The organism is Streptomyces sp. NPDC014656 (assembly GCF_043084305.1).
In the GTDB taxonomy this organism is placed as follows: domain Bacteria; phylum Actinomycetota; class Actinomycetes; order Streptomycetales; family Streptomycetaceae; genus Streptomyces.
The window spans coordinates 24,968-42,107 of record NZ_JBIBZN010000002.1; the positions used below are offsets into that span (position 1 = coordinate 24,968).

11 protein-coding genes are annotated in these 17,140 nt (G+C 73.9%); 2 read left to right on the forward strand and 9 right to left on the reverse strand.

The window, feature by feature from the left end; translation table 11 throughout:
* Positions 1-66 precede the first annotated feature (66 nt).
* The 5 genes from ilvC to ACF1ED_RS04055 all read right to left on the reverse strand — a co-directional run bounded on the left by ilvC (position 67) and on the right by ACF1ED_RS04055 (position 8,302).
* Positions 67-1,068, reverse strand: coding sequence for a ketol-acid reductoisomerase (gene ilvC / locus ACF1ED_RS04035; protein WP_043219930.1), 1,002 nt, complete (start codon positions 1,066-1,068; stop codon positions 67-69).
* A gap of 119 nt (positions 1,069-1,187) precedes the next feature.
* Positions 1,188-1,712 carry an acetolactate synthase small subunit gene (gene ilvN, locus ACF1ED_RS04040; protein WP_360317359.1) on the reverse strand — a complete coding sequence of 175 codons (525 nt, stop codon included), beginning with the start codon at positions 1,710-1,712 and terminating at the stop codon, positions 1,188-1,190.
* Between the two features lie 35 nt (positions 1,713-1,747).
* Positions 1,748-3,601 (reverse strand): acetolactate synthase large subunit, encoded by a 1,854-nt coding sequence (locus ACF1ED_RS04045; protein WP_391756837.1) that lies wholly within the window; start codon positions 3,599-3,601, stop codon positions 1,748-1,750.
* Between the two features lie 251 nt (positions 3,602-3,852).
* On the reverse strand, positions 3,853-6,711 hold the full coding sequence (locus tag ACF1ED_RS04050) for a putative bifunctional diguanylate cyclase/phosphodiesterase (protein WP_391757486.1): 2,859 nt from the start codon (positions 6,709-6,711) through the stop codon (positions 3,853-3,855).
* 628 nt (positions 6,712-7,339) lie between these two features.
* Positions 7,340-8,302, reverse strand: coding sequence for a 2-hydroxyacid dehydrogenase (locus ACF1ED_RS04055; RefSeq protein ID WP_391756838.1), 963 nt, complete (start codon positions 8,300-8,302; stop codon positions 7,340-7,342).
* Positions 8,303-8,377: 75 nt separating this feature from the next.
* On the opposite strand from ACF1ED_RS04055, the gene ACF1ED_RS04060 reads away from it, so the two are divergent.
* Together ACF1ED_RS04060 and ACF1ED_RS04065 are read left to right on the forward strand one after the other, a co-directional pair.
* A complete protein-coding gene (locus ACF1ED_RS04060; RefSeq protein WP_391756839.1) occupies positions 8,378-9,379 on the forward strand; it encodes an aldo/keto reductase in 1,002 nt (333 codons plus the stop codon).
* A 134-nt stretch (positions 9,380-9,513) separates the two neighbouring features.
* Positions 9,514-10,644: a PQQ-dependent sugar dehydrogenase gene (locus tag ACF1ED_RS04065; protein WP_391756840.1), complete on the forward strand. Its 1,131-nt coding sequence runs from the start codon at positions 9,514-9,516 to the stop codon at positions 10,642-10,644.
* A 47-nt stretch (positions 10,645-10,691) separates the two neighbouring features.
* On the opposite strand, the gene ACF1ED_RS04070 is transcribed toward ACF1ED_RS04065, so the two are convergent.
* From ACF1ED_RS04070 to ACF1ED_RS04085, 4 genes are all read right to left on the reverse strand, one after another.
* Positions 10,692-13,751: an AAA family ATPase gene (locus ACF1ED_RS04070; protein WP_391756841.1), complete on the reverse strand. Its 3,060-nt coding sequence runs from the start codon at positions 13,749-13,751 to the stop codon at positions 10,692-10,694.
* 7 nt (positions 13,752-13,758) lie between these two features.
* The gene (locus ACF1ED_RS04075; protein WP_391756842.1) at positions 13,759-13,932 is read right to left on the reverse strand and encodes a hypothetical protein; all 174 of its coding nucleotides are present in this window, start codon (positions 13,930-13,932) and stop codon (positions 13,759-13,761) included.
* Between the two features lie 234 nt (positions 13,933-14,166).
* Complete coding sequence (locus ACF1ED_RS04080; RefSeq protein WP_391756843.1) at positions 14,167-14,724, reverse strand: GNAT family N-acetyltransferase; 558 nt, start codon at positions 14,722-14,724, stop codon at positions 14,167-14,169.
* Positions 14,702-16,945, reverse strand: a complete 2,244-nt coding sequence (locus ACF1ED_RS04085) for an MMPL family transporter (protein ID WP_391756844.1) — start codon at positions 16,943-16,945, stop codon at positions 14,702-14,704. Before ACF1ED_RS04085 ends, ACF1ED_RS04080 begins: the two co-directional genes overlap by 23 nt.
* Positions 16,946-17,140: the final 195 nt, after the last annotated feature.

The window sequence follows — 17,140 nt, forward strand, 5'->3', positions numbered from 1 at the left end:
GTTGGACGGGGTGTCCAAGGAAGCGGCGCGGGGCCGGACAGAGCGTCCGGCCCCGCGCCGAGGGGCTTACGCCTCCTCGTCGTTCACCCAGCTCATGAGCTTGCGCAGCTCCTTGCCGGTGGTCTCCAGGAGGTGCTTCTCGTCCTGGGTCTTGTACTCGTTGTACTTCTTCAGACCGCCGTGGTACTCGTCCATCCAGTTCTTGGCGAAGGTGCCGTCCTGGATCTCGGTGAGGACCTTCTTCATCTCCGCCTTGGTGTCGGCGGTGATGACGCGCGGGCCGGTGATGTAGTCGCCCCACTCGGCGGTCTCGGAGACGGACCAGCGCATCTTCTCCAGGCCGCCCTCGTACATGAGGTCCACGATCAGCTTCAGCTCGTGGAGGCACTCGAAGTAGGCGATCTCCGGCTGGTAGCCGGCCTCGACCAGGGTCTCGAAGCCGGCCTTGACCAGGGCGGACGCGCCACCGCAGAGGACGGCCTGCTCGCCGAAGAGGTCGGTCTCGGTCTCCTCGGTGAAGGTGGTCTTGATGACGCCGGCGCGGGTGCCGCCGATCGCCTTGGCGTAGGAGAGGGCGAGCGCGAAGGCGTTGCCGGTGGCGTCCTGCTCGACGGCGGCGATCGCGGGGACGCCGCGGCCCTCCTCGTACTGGCGGCGGACCAGGTGGCCCGGGCCCTTCGGGGCGACCAGGGCGACGTCGACGCCGGCCGGGGGCTTGATGAAGCCGAAGCGGACGTTGAAGCCGTGGGCGAAGAACAGCGCGTCGCCGTCCTTCAGGTTCGGGGCGATGGACTCCTCGTAGACCTTGGCCTGGATCGGGTCCGGGATCAGGATCATGATGAGGTCGGCCTCGGCCGCCGCCTCGGCGGGGGTGACCACGCGCAGGCCCTGCTCCTCGGCCTTGGCCTTGGACTTCGAGCCCTCGTGCAGACCGACGCGGACGTCGACACCCGAGTCGCGGAGCGACAGCGCGTGGGCGTGGCCCTGGCTGCCGTAACCGATCACCGCGACCTTGCGGCCCTGGATGATCGAGAGGTCGGCGTCGGCGTCGTAGAACAGCTCGGCCACTGGAAATCTCCTTGAGGTGCTGGTGTTGCGTCCCACCGTACGGCGGGGAGCGGAAGGGAAGTTCTCGGGTCTCGTCAGTCGGACCGTCGGGTGGACCGGCGGTCGGACCGCGGTGACTCTCAGGCGCTGCGGTCGAGTGCCCGCAGGGACCGGTCCGTGATGGACCGGGCGCCACGCCCTATGGCGATGGTGCCCGACTGGACGAGCTCCTTGATGCCGAACTGCTCCAGCATCTTGAGCATGGCGTCCAGCTTGTCGCTCGAACCGGTGGCCTCGATGGTGACGGCCTCGGGCGAGACGTCGACGGTCTTGGCGCGGAAGAGCTTGACGATCTCGACGATCTGGGAGCGGGTCTCGTTGTCGGCGCGGACCTTCACCAGGACGAGCTCGCGCTGGATCGCGGCGCTGGGCTCGAGTTCGACGATCTTCAGGACGTTGACCAGCTTGTTGAGCTGCTTGGTGACCTGTTCCAGGGGCAGCGACTCGACGTTGACCACGATGGTGATGCGGCTGATGTCGGGGTGCTCGGTGACGCCGACGGCGAGGGAGTCGATGTTGAAGCCGCGACGGGAGAACAGGGCGGCGATCCGGGCGAGGATGCCGGGCGTGTTCTCGACGAGGACGGAGAGCGTGTGCTTGGTCATGGTGTGTGGGCCTCTTCCCTGTGGCTCGTCGCTGCTCAGTCGTCTTCGCCGTCGCCGAAGTCGGGGCGGACGCCCCGGGCGGCCATGACCTCGTCGTTGGAGGTGCCGGCGGCGACCATGGGCCAGACCTGGGCGTCCTCGTGGACGATGAAGTCGATGACGACCGGCCGGTCGTTGATGGCGTTGGCCTCGGCGATGACCTTGTCGAGGTCGTCCGGGGACTCGCAGCGCAGGGCGACGCAGCCCATGGCCTCGGACAGCTTCACGAAGTCCGGGACGCGGGTGCCCTTGGCCTCCGGGTTGACGTCGTCCGGGCCGGAGTGCAGGACGGTGTTGGAGTAGCGCTGGTTGTAGAACAGGGTCTGCCACTGGCGGACCATCCCGAGGGCGCCGTTGTTGATGATGGCGACCTTGATCGGGATGTTGTTCAGGGCGCAGGTGGTGAGCTCCTGGTTGGTCATCTGGAAGCAGCCGTCGCCGTCGATCGCCCAGACCGTCCGGTCGGGCGCGCCGGCCTTGGCGCCCATGGCGGCCGGGACGGCGTAGCCCATGGTCCCCAGGCCGCCGGAGTTCAGCCAGGTGCCCGGCTTCTCGTAGTCGATGAAGTGGGCGGCCCACATCTGGTGCTGGCCGACGCCCGCGGTGAAGATCGTGCCCTCGGGGGCGAGCCGGCCGATGCGCTGGATGACCTGCTGCGGGGAGAGGCTGCCGTCCTCCGGCAGGTCGTAGCCGAGCGGGTAGGTCTCGCGCCAGCGGTTCAGGTCGGACCACCAGGCGGAGTAGTCACCCTGGTTGCCCTCGCTGTGCTCGGCCTGGACGGCCTGGACCAGGTCGGCGATGACCTCGCGGGCGTCGCCGACGATCGGGACGTCGGCGGCGCGGTTCTTGCCGATCTCGGCCGGGTCGATGTCCGCGTGGACGATCTTGGCGTACGGGGCGAAGCTGTCGAGCTTGCCGGTGACGCGGTCGTCGAAGCGGGCGCCGAGGGCGACGATCAGGTCGGCCTTCTGGAGCGCGGTGACGGCGGTGACGGCGCCGTGCATGCCGGGCATGCCGACGTGCAGCGGGTGGCTGTCGGGGAAGGCGCCGAGGGCCATCAGGGTGGTGGTGACGGGGGCGCCGGTGAGCTCGGCCAGGATCTTCAGCTCGGCCGTGGCACCCGACTTGATGACGCCGCCGCCGACGTAGAGGACCGGGCGCTTGGCGGCGGCGATGAGCTTCGCGGCCTCGCGGATCTGCTTGGCGTGCGGCTTGGTGACCGGGCGGTAGCCGGGCAGGTCGGTCTGCGGCGGCCAGGAGAAGGTGGTCTTCGCCTGCAGGGCGTCCTTGGCGATGTCGACCAGGACCGGGCCGGGCCGGCCGGTGGAGGCGATGTGGAAGGCCTCGGCGATGGTCTTCGCGATGTCCTCGGCCTTGGTGACCAGGAAGTTGTGCTTGGTGACCGGCATGGTGATGCCGACGATGTCCGCCTCCTGGAAGGCGTCGGTGCCGATCGCCTTGGAGGCGACCTGGCCGGTGATCGCGACCAGCGGGACCGAGTCCATGTGCGCGTCGGCGATCGGGGTGACCAGGTTGGTCGCGCCGGGACCGGAGGTCGCCATGCAGACGCCGACCTTGCCGGTGGCCTGGGCGTAGCCGGTGGCCGCGTGGCCGGCGCCCTGCTCGTGGCGGACCAGGATGTGGCGGACCCTCGTGCTGTCCATCATCGGGTCGTACGCGGGGAGGATGCAGCCGCCCGGGATGCCGAAGACGGTGTCCGCACCCACCTCTTCGAGAGAACGGATGAGGGACTGCGCGCCCGTGACGTGCTCGACGGTGGGGGCGGGCGTCGCGCCGCTGCGGGGCCGCGGCTGCGGATGGTGCCCGGTGGCCTGCTCGGTCATCAGCATCTCTTCTCGAAGCAGAGGGTTTTTTGCGGGGGTTTTACGGGGTTTCGCGTCGACTTCCGGGAGAACCGGTGCAACAAAAAACCCCTCGTGCCGGAAGGCAAGCGAGGGGAGCGCGTCGGATGGTTCTCAGCCGGCCTTCATGGGCCCGGCTTCAGCCGACGCGCTTTCCAAGTACGAGAATTCGGGTGCGCATGGCACTGACCCTCCCTCCCGGGCCACATCACTGTCAAGTGGGTGGGACGCGCGTCTCATCATGTGAGCTGATCGGGGGATGGATTCCGCCGTGTCTCCCGGCCCGTCCCGGCCGGTACGGAGACGGCTCCGGGCAGCGGGTAGTCGCCCCGCACGAGGGCCCGGCGGAGCCGGTACTCGTCGAGCGGGCCGGAGAAGGCCATGCCCTGCGCGTGCCGGCAGCCCATGGCCCGCAGGGCGAGCACCTGCTCGGGCACGTCGACGCCCTCGGCGACCGTCTGCATGCCCAGCTCGCCGGCGATGCGGAGCACACCGCTGGTGATCTTGCGGAGCCGGGCGGACTCGACCACGCCCTCGACGAGCGCCCTGTCCAGTTTCAGTATGTCGACCGGAAGGCGCCGCAGCGCGTGGACGGCGACGTGTCCGCTGCCGAAACCGTCCAGCGCGATCCGCACGCCGAGCCGGCGCAGCGTGACCAGGCGCTGCTCCAGCTCGTCCAGCGGGATCCTGTGGTCGGTGTCGGCCAGCTCCAGGACGAGCGAGCCGGACGGCAGCCCGTGCCGGGCCAGCAGCGCCTCGACGGAGCCGAGGGGCATCGAGCGGTCGAGGAGGCGGCGGGCGGAGAGCCGGACCGAGACCGGGGTGCGGTGGCCGATGCCGGCCCGCTCGGCGGCCTGCTCGACGGCCTCCTCCAGGAGCCAGCGGCCCAGCTCGGCGGTGCGCTCGCCGTCGTCGGTGACCCGCAGGTACTCGGCGGGGGTGAAGAGGATGCCCTGGGCGGACCGCCAGCGTGCCTGCGCGCTGACGGCGGAGACCCGGCCGGTGGCGAGGTCCACGACCGGCTGGTGGAGGAGGGCGAACTCGCCGTCGTGGAGCGCGCTGCGCAGCCGTGCGGCGAGTTCGGTGCGCCGGACCACCTCGGCCTGCATCTGGGGCACGTACAGCTCGACGCGGTCCTTGCCGCCGGCCTTGGCCCGGTACATGGCGAGGTCGGCGTTGCGCAGCAGGTCGGCGGCGCCGATGCCGGGCTCGGCGAAGGCGACGCCGATGGAGGCGGCGACCCGGGCCTCGGTGCCGCCGTCGACGCGGTAGGGGCGGGAGAGGGTGAGCCGGAGCCGGTCGGCGATCTCCTGGACCTGGGCCTCGCGGGCGGCGCGGTCGCGCAGGCCGTCGCCCAGGATGAGGGCGGCGAACTCGTCGCCGCCGAGCCGGGCGGCGGTGTCCCCGGACCGTACGGCCTCCTGGAGGCGGCGGGCGGCCTGGATCAGGAGGTCGTCGCCGGCCTGGTGGCCGAGCCGGTCGTTGACCGCCTTGAAGCCGTCGAGGTCGATGAAGAGGACGGCGGTGCCGGGGTCGGAGGAGCGGCGGCCGCCGAGGGCCTGCCCCACCCGGCGGGTGAAGAGCGCGCGGTTGGGCAGGTCGGTCAGCGGATCGTGCTCGGCGTTGTGCTGCAGCTGGGCCTGGAGGCGTACCCGCTCGGTCACGTCGCGGCTGTTGAAGATCAGGCCGCCCTGGTGGCGGTTGACGGTGGACTCGACGTTGAGCCAGTTCCCGGCGCCGGAGCGGAAGCGGCACTCGATGCGGGTGGTGGGCTCCTCGGCGGGCGAGGCGGCGAGGAAGCGGCGCACCTCGTGGACGACGGCGCCGAGGTCCTCGGGATGGATGAGCGCGGCCAGTTCGGAGCCGACCAGCTCCTCCGCGTCGCGGCCGTACACCCCGGTGGCGGCGGGGCTGACGTACCGCAGGACGCCGCTGGGCGCGGCGATCATGATGACGTCGCTGGAGCTCTGCACGAGCGACCTGAAGTGGTTCTCCTTCTGGGCCAGTTCGTGGGTGAGGGCGATGTTGTCGATCAGCATGATGCCCTGGCGGACGACGAGCGCGAGGACGACGGCGCAGCCGGTCAGGACGACGACGCGGTCGACCCGGCGGCCCTCGACCACGTTGTACAGGATGCCGAGGGTGCAGACGGCGGCAGCGAGGTACGGGGTGAGGGCGGCAAGCGAGCCGGCGATGGGCCGGCTGGGCAGCCCCGGGCCGCGGGCCGCCGCGGGCTCCGGCGGGCGGTGGACGCCCCAGGGGGCGTAGGCGAGCAGCAGGGAGCCGGCGAACCAGCCGGCGTCGAGCAGCTGGCCCGAGACGTAGTTGGCGCGCAGCAGCGGCGAGGTGAAGAGGGCGTCGCAGAGCACGGTGAGGGCGAGCGCGGCGATGGCGGTGTTGACCGCCGAGCGGTTGGCCTGGGAGCGCCGGAAGTGGAGCGCGAGGACCATGCTGACGAGCACGATGTCGAGCAGCGGGTACGCGAGCGACAGTGCGGCCTGGGCCACGGACTCGCCCTGGAAGTGGGCGGTGTGGGCGAGGGCGAGGCTCCAGGAGAGGGTCAGCAGGGACCCGGCGATGAGCCAGGCGTCGAGCCCCAGGCAGACCCAGCCGGCCCGGGTGACGGGCTTCTTGGCGAGGACGAGGAGGCCGACGATGGCGGGCGGGGCGAAGAGTAAGAAGAAGAGGTCGGCGACGGAGGACTCGGGGACCTCCTGGCCGAGCACGACCTCGTACCAGCCCCAGACGGCGTTCCCGGCGCCGGCCATGAAGGACGAGAAGGCGAAGAGGAGCCAGGCGGGACGGGTGCCGCCGCGCTCGGTCCTGGCGTAGAGGAAGCAGGAGACGGCGGCGGTGAGGGCGGCGGCGCTCAGCCCGAAGTCGCCCATGAACAGGGCGAGCCGGGGGGATCCCCAGCCGAGGGCGGCGCCGGTGGTGTAGCCGGCGCAGACGAGGCCGAGGGCGATCTGCGCGAGGAGCGAGCCGGCCCAGGGGGCGCGGCGGTCCGGCCCGGGGACGGAGCGCTCGGGGCCGGGGAGGCCGGGCCCCGCCGGCGGGGCCCCGCGCCGCATGACCGCGGTCGCGCCGGGGCCGCTCACCGCTTCCTCCCGCCCCTCGCCGTGCCCGAAGCCGCCGTCCTCGCCGTCCGCCGCGCCGGAGGCGTGGGGGACGGGGGGAGCGGCCGCCGCGCCGGGGCCGGGGCGTGCGGGGGCCGGGACGCGAGTGCCGGGGGCACGGGCGTACGACTCCGGGACGGGGACGGCGAGCCGGGCCGGGCCGGGTGCGGCGTGGCCGCGGGGCGGGACGGGGCCGGCCGGCCGCGGCGTCTCGGTGCCGCGGGGGTCGGGGTCCGGGACGCGGGGCAGGCCCGTGGCGTCGCCGTGCGGCGGCGTGCCGTCCAGGCACTCCGCGCGGTGGGGCGCGGCCTGGTCCGGCACCGACCGCGCGAGACCGGCAGCGAGGCGCGGGAGAGTCGTCGGCGGCGGCTTCGCCGCGCCGGACCGCCGGTCCGTCGGCCGTGCTTCACCCGTCACCCCCCTCGGAATCTGATGACCCGTCACTTCGCTCCCCAGCGTCAGCCCGTACACGACGCAGTCCCCCGATCCGGGACGATACACCAGGACCGTCACTCAGGGACAGGGCCGCAGTACTCTCCGTGACTGAGGGGGGCTTGTGAGCGGCGCGCGACGGGGGCGCGCACGGCCGGACCGCCCCGGGCGGCGGGCCTCAGGTGGTGCGGAGGACGTTCGCGAGCTCCTCCCCCGCCGCGAACCGTCCGACCTGCGCCGCGATCAGCCGCTTCGCCCGCGGCATGAACGCCGAGGTGGAACCGCCGACATGGGGGGTGAGGAGCACACCGGGAGCGTGCCACAGCGGGTGTCCGGCCGGCAGCGGTTCCGGGTCGGTCACATCGAGCGCCGCCGTGATCCGCCCGCTCTCGACCTCCTTGAGCAGGGCGTTCGTGTCGACCACCGGGCCCCGGGCGACATTGACGAGCAGCGCCCCGTCCCTCATCCGGGCGAGGAACCCCGCGTCGGCCAGGTGCCGGGTCGCGGGCGTGAGCGGGGTGGAGAGCACCACCACGTCGGCCTCGGGCAGCAGGCCGGGCAGATCGGCCAGGGCGTGCACGGGACCGCGGGCCGTGGTGCGCGCGGAGCGTGCGACGCGCGCCACCCGCGCGCACTCGAAGGGCGCGAGCCGGTCCTCGATCGCCGAGCCGATCGATCCGTACCCGACGATCAGGACGGACTTGTCGGCGAGCGCCGGATAGAAGCCGTCCCGCCACTCCTCCGCGTCCTGGCCGCGCACGAAGCGCGGGATGCCGCGCAGGGAGGCCAGGATCAGGGCGAGCGCGAGTTCGGCGGTGCTGGCCTCGTGGACGCCCTTGGCGTTGCAGACCGAGACACCGGCGCCGAGCTCGCCGAGGCCGGGCACGACGTGGTCGATGCCGGCCGAGAGGGTCTGGACGACGCGCAGCGAGGTCATCGCCGGGAGCGGCCGGACCGCGATCGCGGAGCCCTTCATGTACGGGACGACGTAGAAGGCGCAGTGCGCGGGATCGGCCGGGAAGTCGGCTCCGCCGTCCCAGAAGCGGTAGTTCAGCCCCGACGCGCCCGGGCCGGGCAGCCCGTCGATCTCGTCGGCGGGGATCGGAAGCCACACGTCGGCGGCGGTGGGTGCGAGTGTCATGACGGGGAGGCTATGCGAAGAAACCCGCACGCCATTGGTTACTTTGGGGGGCGGCACAAGGAGGGGTAGCGGCACGTGGAGCGCAGGACTATCGGGGCGACGGCGCTCGACGTGGGGGCCATCGGCCTCGGCTGCATGCCGATGAACTGGGCCTACGGCCGCTCGGAGCAGCGGGGCGACCGCTCGCTGCGGGCCGTGCACGCGGCCCTCGACGCCGGGGTGAGCCTGCTCGACACGGCCGACATGTACGGGCCGTTCACCAATGAACTGCTGCTGGGGCGGGCCCTGAAGGAGCGCCGGGCGGACGTCTTCGTGTCGACGAAGTGCGGACTGCTCGTCGGCGACGGGCACGTGGTCGCCAACGGCCGTCCGGAGTACGTCCGCCGGGCCTGCGACGCCTCCCTGCGGCGGCTCCAGACGGACGTCCTCGACCTGTACCTCCTGCACCGCGCGGACCCGGAGGTCCCGGTGGAGGAGACCTGGGGCGCGATGGCGGGGCTGGTGGCCGCGGGCAAGGTGCGGGCGCTCGGGCTGAGTGCCGTCGGGGTGCGGCGGACCCGGCGTTCGCCGACCGGCGATCTGTACGAGGGAACGATCCGTCAGCTGGGCCGGGTGCAGCAGGTGTTCCCGGTGGCGGCGGTGCAGGCCGAGCTGTCGGTGTGGGCGCCGGAGGCGCTGGCGCGGCTGCTGCCCTGGTGCGCGGCGCGCGGGATCGGGATGCTCGCGGCGATGCCGCTGGGCAGCGGTTTCCTGACCGGGACGCTGACGCCGGGCGGTGGCTTCGAGCCGGACGACCCGCGGGCCCGGCACCCCCGCTTCACGGCCGAGATGATGGCCGCGAACCAGCCGCTCGTGGCCGGGCTGCGGCGGGTGGCCGCGCGGCACGGCGACGGGGTGACCGCGGCGCAGGTGGCGCTGGCGTGGGTGCTGGCGCAGGGGCGGCACGTGGTGCCGGTGCCGGGGACGAAGCGGGAGCGGTGGGCGGTGGAGAACGCCGGGGCGGCGGGGCTGCGGCTCACCGAGGGCGATCTGGCGGAGCTCGCGGCGCTGCCGGCGGCGCGGGAGTCCTGGGACTAGTACGGCCCTGACCCGCGGTTTCGGCGGAGATCCGAGAAAGTCGGCCGGAGGTGGGAACGCGTGGAGGGCGAGCGGTGTATCAAAGGTGGAAGGGATGCCGCTCGACTTCTCGTAACCGTCGGAGGGACCGGATCATGAGCCGTCCTGCTGTGCTGAGGGCCGTGGGGGCCGTCGTCGCGCTGGTGTGCGCGGCGGGCTGCTCCTCGGACGGTGACGCCGGCGTCCGGGGCACCTCGCCGCCGGCCGCCTCCAGCGGCTCCCCCGCCGCCTCCGCGCCCGCGGCTCCGGCGGGCGAGGGGCGGGTGGCGGTGGCGGGGACGCTCACCGAGGGGCTGCGCTCGCCGTGGGGGCTCGCCACGCTGCCGGGCGGCGACCTGCTGGTCTCCTCGCGGGACGAGCGGACGGTCACCCGGGTGGACGGGCGGAGCGGGGCGCGGCGCTCGCTGGGCGAGGTCCCGGGCGTGGTGCCGGGCGGCGAGGGCGGCCTGATGGGCCTGGCCGTGCGCGACGGGTGGGTGTACGCGTACCTGACCGCGGAGGCGGACAACCGGATCGTGCGGATGCGGTACGGCGGCGGGGCCGGCGACCGGCTGGAGGCGCCGGAGCCGGTGCTCACCGGCATCCCCAAGGGCAGGGTCCACAACGGCGGGCGGATCGCCTTCGGGCCGGACGGGATGCTGTACGCGGGGACGGGCGAGACGGGTGAGACCGGGCTGGCTCAGGACCGGGCGTCGCTGGGCGGGAAGATCCTGCGGATGACCCCGGAGGGCGAGCCGGCGCCCGGCAATCCCTTCGCGGGCTCGGTGGTCTACTCGTACGGCCACCGGAACGTGCAGGGGATCGCCTGGGACGCCGAAGGGCGGCTGTGGGCGGCCGAGTTCGGGCAGAACACGTGGGACGAGCTGAACCTGGTCGAGCCGGGGCGGAACTACGGCTGGCCGGAGGCCGAGGGGAAGGCCGGGCGGGACGGCTTCGTGGACCCGGTGGCGCAGTGGCCGACCTCGGAGGCCTCGCCGAGCGGGATCGCCTACGCCCGGGGCGCGGTGTGGATGGCGGGGCTGCGGGGCGAGCGGCTGTGGCGGATCCCGCTGTCGGGGGCGGAGCGGTCCGGTGAGCCGGAGGCGTTCCTGGGCGGGGAGTACGGGCGGCTGCGGACGGTCCTCGCGGACGGGGCCGGACGGCTGTGGCTGGTGACGAGCGAGACCGACGGCCGGGGCACCCCGGAGGCGGGGGACGACCGGATCCTGCGGCTCGACGTGAGATGACGGCCCCGGCCCGCGGGCGGCGTACGGGGCCGGGGCGGGGCGCGGGGTCAGCGGGGGGTGTCGAGGAGGTGGAGGCGGTGGGCCATCGCCGCGGCCTCGCCGCGGCCGGAGACGCCGAGTTTGGCGAGGATGTTGGAGACGTGGACGCTGGCCGTCTTCGGTGAGATGAACAGCTCCTCGGCGATCTGCCGGTTGGTGCGGCCGGCCGCGACCAGGCGCAGGACGTCCTGTTCGCGGGGGGTCAGGCCGAAGACGTCCGCCCCGGGTTCCGTCTCCGGGGTGCCGGGGCCGGTGTCGTCGGCGAGGGCGATGCGGGCGCGGGCGGCGAGCAGTTCGACGTCCTCGCGGAGCGGGCGGGCGCCGAGGGCGACGGCGGTGGCGTGGGCCTGTCGGAGCAGGGCCGTGGCCTCCTCGCGCCGGCCGCCCTCGGCGAGGAGGACGTCGGCGAGCCGGTGGCGGGCCCGGGCCAGCGGATAGGGCTGGTCGAGCGGGGTCCACGCGGCGACGGCCTCGGCCCAGCGGGCGGAGGTCTCCCGGCCTTCGGCGCGGGCCAGCTCCTCGGCGACCTGGGCCGAGTGGGCGGCCCAGACCGGGGCGGGGGCGGCGAGGGCGCGGACGCAGCGGCGGATGACGGCCAGCGCCTCGGCGCGGCCCTCCTCGGCGGCGGGCAGGCCCCGGCTGTCGGCCTCGGCGGTGACGGCGGCGAGGACGAGGGGCCAGCCGTAGCGGTGGGTGCCGGGCGGGAAACCGGCGTCGGCGGCGGCCGCGAGGCGGGCGCGGACGTCGGCGAGGCGGCCCTCGGCGGCGGCCGCGGCGGCGTCGATGCCGGCCAGCGGCAGGGTGTACTGCGGGATGGGGTCGCGGGTGCCGTAGACGGCGCGGGCCTCGTCGAGGTGGCGGAGGGCGGTGGTCGTCTCGCCGCGGGCGACGGCGATCTGGGCGAGCCGGAGGTGGGCGGAGCCGCGGGGCTTGGTGCTGGTGTTGGAGGAGAGGAGGCGTTCGGCCTCGGCGCGGGCCTCGTCCCAGCGGCCGAGGGAGTGGAGGGACTCGGCCTTGTTGCCGCGGATCCATCCGGCGGACTCGACGAGGCCGCGGGTGCGGGTGAGTTCGAGGCCGGCGTCGGCGAGTTCGACGGCCTCGGCGGAGCGGCCCAGGGACTCCAGGGCGGAGACGATGTTGATGTGGGCCCGGGCGGTTTCGTGGAACTGGCCGAGGGCGGTGGTCCGCTCGCGGACCGCGTGCATCTCGGCGAGGCCGGCCTCGCGGTCGCCGGCGGCGACCATGATCGTGCCGAGGGTGAGGCGGGCGTTGAGTTCGGTCGCCTCGGCCTTGACCAGGCGGGCGTACTCGACGGCGCGTTCGGCGGCGGCGAGGGCGTCGGGGCCGGGGCTGCGGAGCATGCCCCAGCCGGCGGCTCCGGCGAGGACGGTGGCGTGGACGGCGGAGGGCGGCAGGCCCTTGACGAGTTCCTGGGCGCGGGAGATCTCGGTCCAGCCGTCGCCGCGGCCGAGGTTGGACTGGAGCCGGGCCTGTTCGGCCCAGAACCAGGCGGCCCTCAGGGGGTCGTGCTCGTCGTCGCCGTCGAGGAGGCGGAGCGCCATCCTGCCGATCTTGAGGGCGCGTTCGCGTTCGCCGCACAGGCGGGCGGCGACGGCGGCCTCGGCGAGCAGGTCGAGGTGGCGCAGCGGGGTGGCCTCGGGGTCGCAGCCGCAGGCCGGGTAGGACTCGGCGTAGTCGATGGGGCGCAGGCCGGCGCGGATGTCGGCGGGGGCCTCGTCCCAGAGCTCCATGGCGCGTTCGAGGAGGCGGAGCTGTTCGGCGTAGGCGTGGCGCTTGCGGGTGGCGACGGAGGCGTCGAGGACGGCGGGGAGGGCCTTGGCCGGGTCGTGGGCGTGGTACCAGTACGTGGCGAGGCGGGTGGCGCGCTCGTCGGGGCGGACGAGGCCGGGGTCGGCCTCCAGGGCCTCGGCGTAGCGGCGGTTGAGGCGGGAGCGCTCGCCGGGCAGCAGGTCGTCGCTGACGGCCTCGCGGACCAGGGAGTGGCGGAAGCGGTAGCCGTCGCCGTCGGGGACGGCGAGGAGGATGTTGGCGCCGACGGCGGCGCGCAGGGCCTCGATGAGCTCGTCCTCGGTGAGGCGGGAGACGGCGGCGAGGAGTCCGTGCTCGACGCTGGAGCCGCCCTCGGCGATGATCCGGGCGACCCGCTGGGCATCCTCGGGGAGGGTCTCGACGCGGACCAGGAGCAGGTCGCGGAGGGAGTCGCTGAGGGGTCCCGTGCCGTCGCCGCAGGAGCGGGAGGCGACGAGTTCCTCGACGAAGAAGGCGTTGCCGTCGGAGCGGTCGAAGATCTCGTCGACGAGGCCGGGGGCGGGTTCGGCGGCCAGGATGCCGGTGAGCTGGCGGTGCACCTCGGTGCGGGTGAAGCGGGAGAGCTCGATGCGGCGGATGGTGCGCATCCGGTCGAGTTCGGCGAGGAGGGGGCGCAGCGGGTGGCGGCGGTGGATGTCGTCGGCGCGGTAGGTGGCGACGACCACGATCCGGCCGCGGCGCAGGGTGCGCAGCAGATAGGTGAGGAGGTGGCGGGTGGAGGTGTCGGCCCAGTGGAGGTCTTCGAGGACGAGGACGAGGGCGCGGTCGGCGGCGAGCCGTTCCAGCAGGCGGACGGTGAGCTCGAAGAGGCGGGCGGTGGCGTCCTCGTCGCCGGCGTCGGGGCCGCCGGGGTCGCCGAGCTCGGGGAGGAGGCGGGCGAGCTCGCCCTCGTGCCCGTCGGCGGCGGCGGTGAGCTCCTCGGGGAGGAGCCGCCGCAGGGTGCGCAGGGCGGCGGAGAAGGGGGCGAAGGGGAGTCCGTCGGCGCCGAGCTCCACGCAGCCGCCGAGGGCGACGACGGCGCCGGCCTCGCAGGCGGCGTCGCGGAACTCCTCGACGAGCCGGGTCTTCCCGACGCCGGCCTCACCGGCGACGAGCAGCGCCTGGGGCTCTCCCGCGGTCGCGCGGGAGAGCGCCTCGGTGAGGGCGGTGAGTTCGCCGGCGCGGCCGACGAAGACGGGGCTGACGGACCTGGTCTCCACGGCGCCGAGCATCGCACAGGCGCCTCGCGGGTCGCTCATACGGGGGTCACGCGACCGCGGTGTAGCGGTCCTTGCCGGTGCTCACCCGCCCCTCGGCCTCATGGCGGCCGGCCCGGCGGGCGGCCTTGGCGGCGCGGGCGGCCTCGCGGCCGAGGCGCTGGGCGGCGGCCTCGCGGACCAGCTCGGCGTGGACGGTGCGGTGGAGTTCGTACGCGATCATGGGGTGCTCCCTGGGCCGTGGTGTCGGTGTCGCTCCTTGCGATGCCTCCACCTTCCTCGCCCAGCCGGTGCGGGGGCATCGGGCGAGTGCCGCATGTTCGGGGTGCGGGGGGCCTTAGGGAGGGCCGGGGGGTGCCTTAGGCGCTCCCCGGGATGTCGTCGGGGTGCCCCAGGGGGTCGGCGGGATGCCTCAGGAGGCCCGGCGGGGGGCCTCAGGGTGCCGGCGGCGGGGGCCTCAGGCGGTCTTCGCGGCGCGCCATTCGGGGGCGAGGACGGCCCGGATCTCGGTGTCGGTGCGGGTGCCGCGGTGGGTGTGGTTCTCGCGGACGACGCCTTCCCTGGTCATGCCGAGGCGGCGGGCGACTGCGGTGCTGGCCGTGTTCCTGGTGGAGGCGTACCACTCGACGCGGTGGATCCCGCGCCGCTCGACGGCCCAGTCGATGATCGTGCGGCAGGAGCGGGTGACCATGCCCCGGCCGGCGGCGGAGGGTTCCGGCCGGCAGCCGACCTCGGCGTTGCCCGCGGCCACGTCCATGGTGCGGGACATGACGCCGCCGACGAGGGTGTCGTCGGCCCAGGTGCCGTAGAGGCGTCCGGTGTCGTCGGCGGTCTTCTCGGCGTAGCCGCGGAGGAAGGCGCGGGCGGAGTCGAGGTCGTGGACGACGTCGGCGAGGCCGATGTGCTCGCCGACGAAGGCGCGGCCGCGGTCCATGTGGGCGAGGAACTCCTCCGCCTGCCATGGCTCCAGGGTCCGCGGTTCGGCTCCGTCGTCACCCAGCGATGTCGCGAACATCCTCGGTCTTCTCCGTGGTCGGCGCGGTCACGCGCTGTCCCGGGATCTTCGCACGGGCGTCCGCGGCGTCCCGGCACTCCGGCGGCTCGATGCTGATCCGGGGCAGGATCCGGTCGAGGCTCCGGGGCAGCCACCAGTTGGCGCCGCCGAGCATGTGCATGAGGGCGGGGACGAGGAGGGTGCGCAGGACGAAGGCGTCGAGGGCGACGGCGGCGGCGAGGGCGATGCCGAACATCGCGATGACCCGGTCGCCGGAGAGGACGAAGGCGAGGAAGACCGAGATCATGATGACCGCGGCGGAGTTGATCACCCGGCTGGTCTCGGCGAGGCCGACCCGGACGGCCCGCCGGTTGTCGCCGGTCTCCAGCCACTCCTCGTACATCCGGCTGACCAGGAAGACCTGGTAGTCCATCGAGAGGCCGAAGAGCACCGAGACCATGATCACGGGGAGGAAGGGCTCGATCGGGCCGGAGCTGCCGAGGCCGAGGAGCTCGCTGCCCCAGCCCCACTGGAAGATCGCGACGACGATGCCGAAGGCGGCGGCGACGGCGGCGACGTTCATGACGGCGGCCTTGAGCGGGATGCCGACGGACCGGAAGGCGAGCAGCAGGAGCAGACAGCCGAGGGCGACGACGGCACCGACGAAGAGCGGCAGCTTGCCGACGATGATCTCGGCGAAGTCGTCGTACGAGGCGGTGATGCCGCCGACGTGGACGTCGAGGGAGGTGCCGGTCTCCGCGGCCGGGACCACGTCCTGGCGGAGCCGGTCGACGAGCTCGCTGGTGGCCTTCGACTGGGGGGAGGAGTCGGGGACGACGGTGAGGAAGGCGGTGTCGCCGGAGCCGTTGTAGGTGACCGGGGAAACGGAGGCGACGCCCTTGACGGCGGTGAGCGCCTCCGGGAGCCGGTCGAGGGCGACGCGGTCGTCGGCGCCGTCGAGCGTGGCGACGAGCGTGAGGGGGCCGTTGACGCCCGGCCCGAAGCCGTCGGCGAGGAGGTCGTACGCCTGCCGGGTCGTCGCGGCGGCCGGGTTGTTGCCCTGGTCGGAGGTGCCGAGGTGGAGGGAGAGGGTGGGCAGCGCGAGGACGGCCATGACGACGGCGGCGACGGCCCCGAGGAGCTTGGGGTGGCGCTCGACGAAGGCGGACCAGCGGGCGGCGAAGCCGGTGGGCGGCTCGGGCCGCGGGCCGTGCTCGGCGAGGGCGCGCCGCTCGCGCCGGGAGAGGGCCCGCATGCCGATCAGGGAGAGCAGCGCGGGCAGCAGGGTGACGGAGGCGGCGACGGTGAGGACGACGGTGAGGGAGGCGGCGACGGCGACGCCGTTGAGGAAGCTCAGCCGGAGGATGAGCATGCCGAGGAGGGCGATGCAGACGGTGGCGCCGGCGAAGACGACGGCCCTGCCGGTGGTGGCGACGGCGGTCTCGGCGGCCTCGGCGACGCCCAGGCCGCGTTTCAGGCCCTTGCGGTGCCGGGTGACGATGAAGAGCGCGTAGTCGATGCCGACGCCGAGGCCCACGAGCATGCCGAGCATCGGGGCGAAGTCGGCGACCGTCATCACGTGCCCGAGGAGCACGATCCCGGAGTAGGCGATGCCGACGCTGACCAGGGCGGTGGCGATGGGCAGCAGGGAGGCGGCGAGCGAGCCGAAGGCGAGGAAGAGGACGACGGCGGCGACGGCCACGCCGACGGCCTCGGCGACGTGCCCGCCGGGCGCCTCGGTGAGGGCGACGGCGCTGCCGCCGAGCTCCACCTGGAGTCCGTCGGTCCCGGCGGTCTTCGCGGTGTCGACGAGGGCCCGCGCCTGGGCGACGGGGATGTCGTCGGCCTGCTCGCGGAAGGTCACGGTGGCGTAGGCGGTGCGCCCGTCCTCGCTGACCTGGCCGGGCGCCGCGCCGTCCCCGTACGGGGAGGTGACGGCGGCGACGCCGGGCAGTGCGGAGACCTCCTCCAGCATCGGCCCGACCCGCTCCTGCACGGCGTCGGCGCGGACGCTGCCGCGCTCGGTGTGCCAGACGATGGTGTCGGTGTCGCCGCCGAGCCCCTGGAAGCCGCGGTCGAGGAGGGCGGTGGCGCGTCCCGACTCGGTGCCGGGCACCTCGTAGTCGTTGGAGTACGCGCTGCCGGCGAGGACGGCGGCGCCGCCGACCCCGACGAGGGCGAGGACCCACAGGAGGACGGCGACGAGGCGGTGCCGGATGAACCACCGTGCGATGGCTGCCAAAGGACGTGCTCCCTGCCTGGATCGGTGCTCGCGGCCCACTGTCGCAGCCAAACGTGATCGTTTGCCCGTTTCGTGTCGATCCTCACAGAGCACAGGGAAAGCACCGGTACCGCCTCGCGCCGGGCGCCCGCTCCCCCGCGTCGCCGTCGGCGCACCCGAGCCCGCCCCGGCGAAGACCAGGAGGCCCTTCGGCCG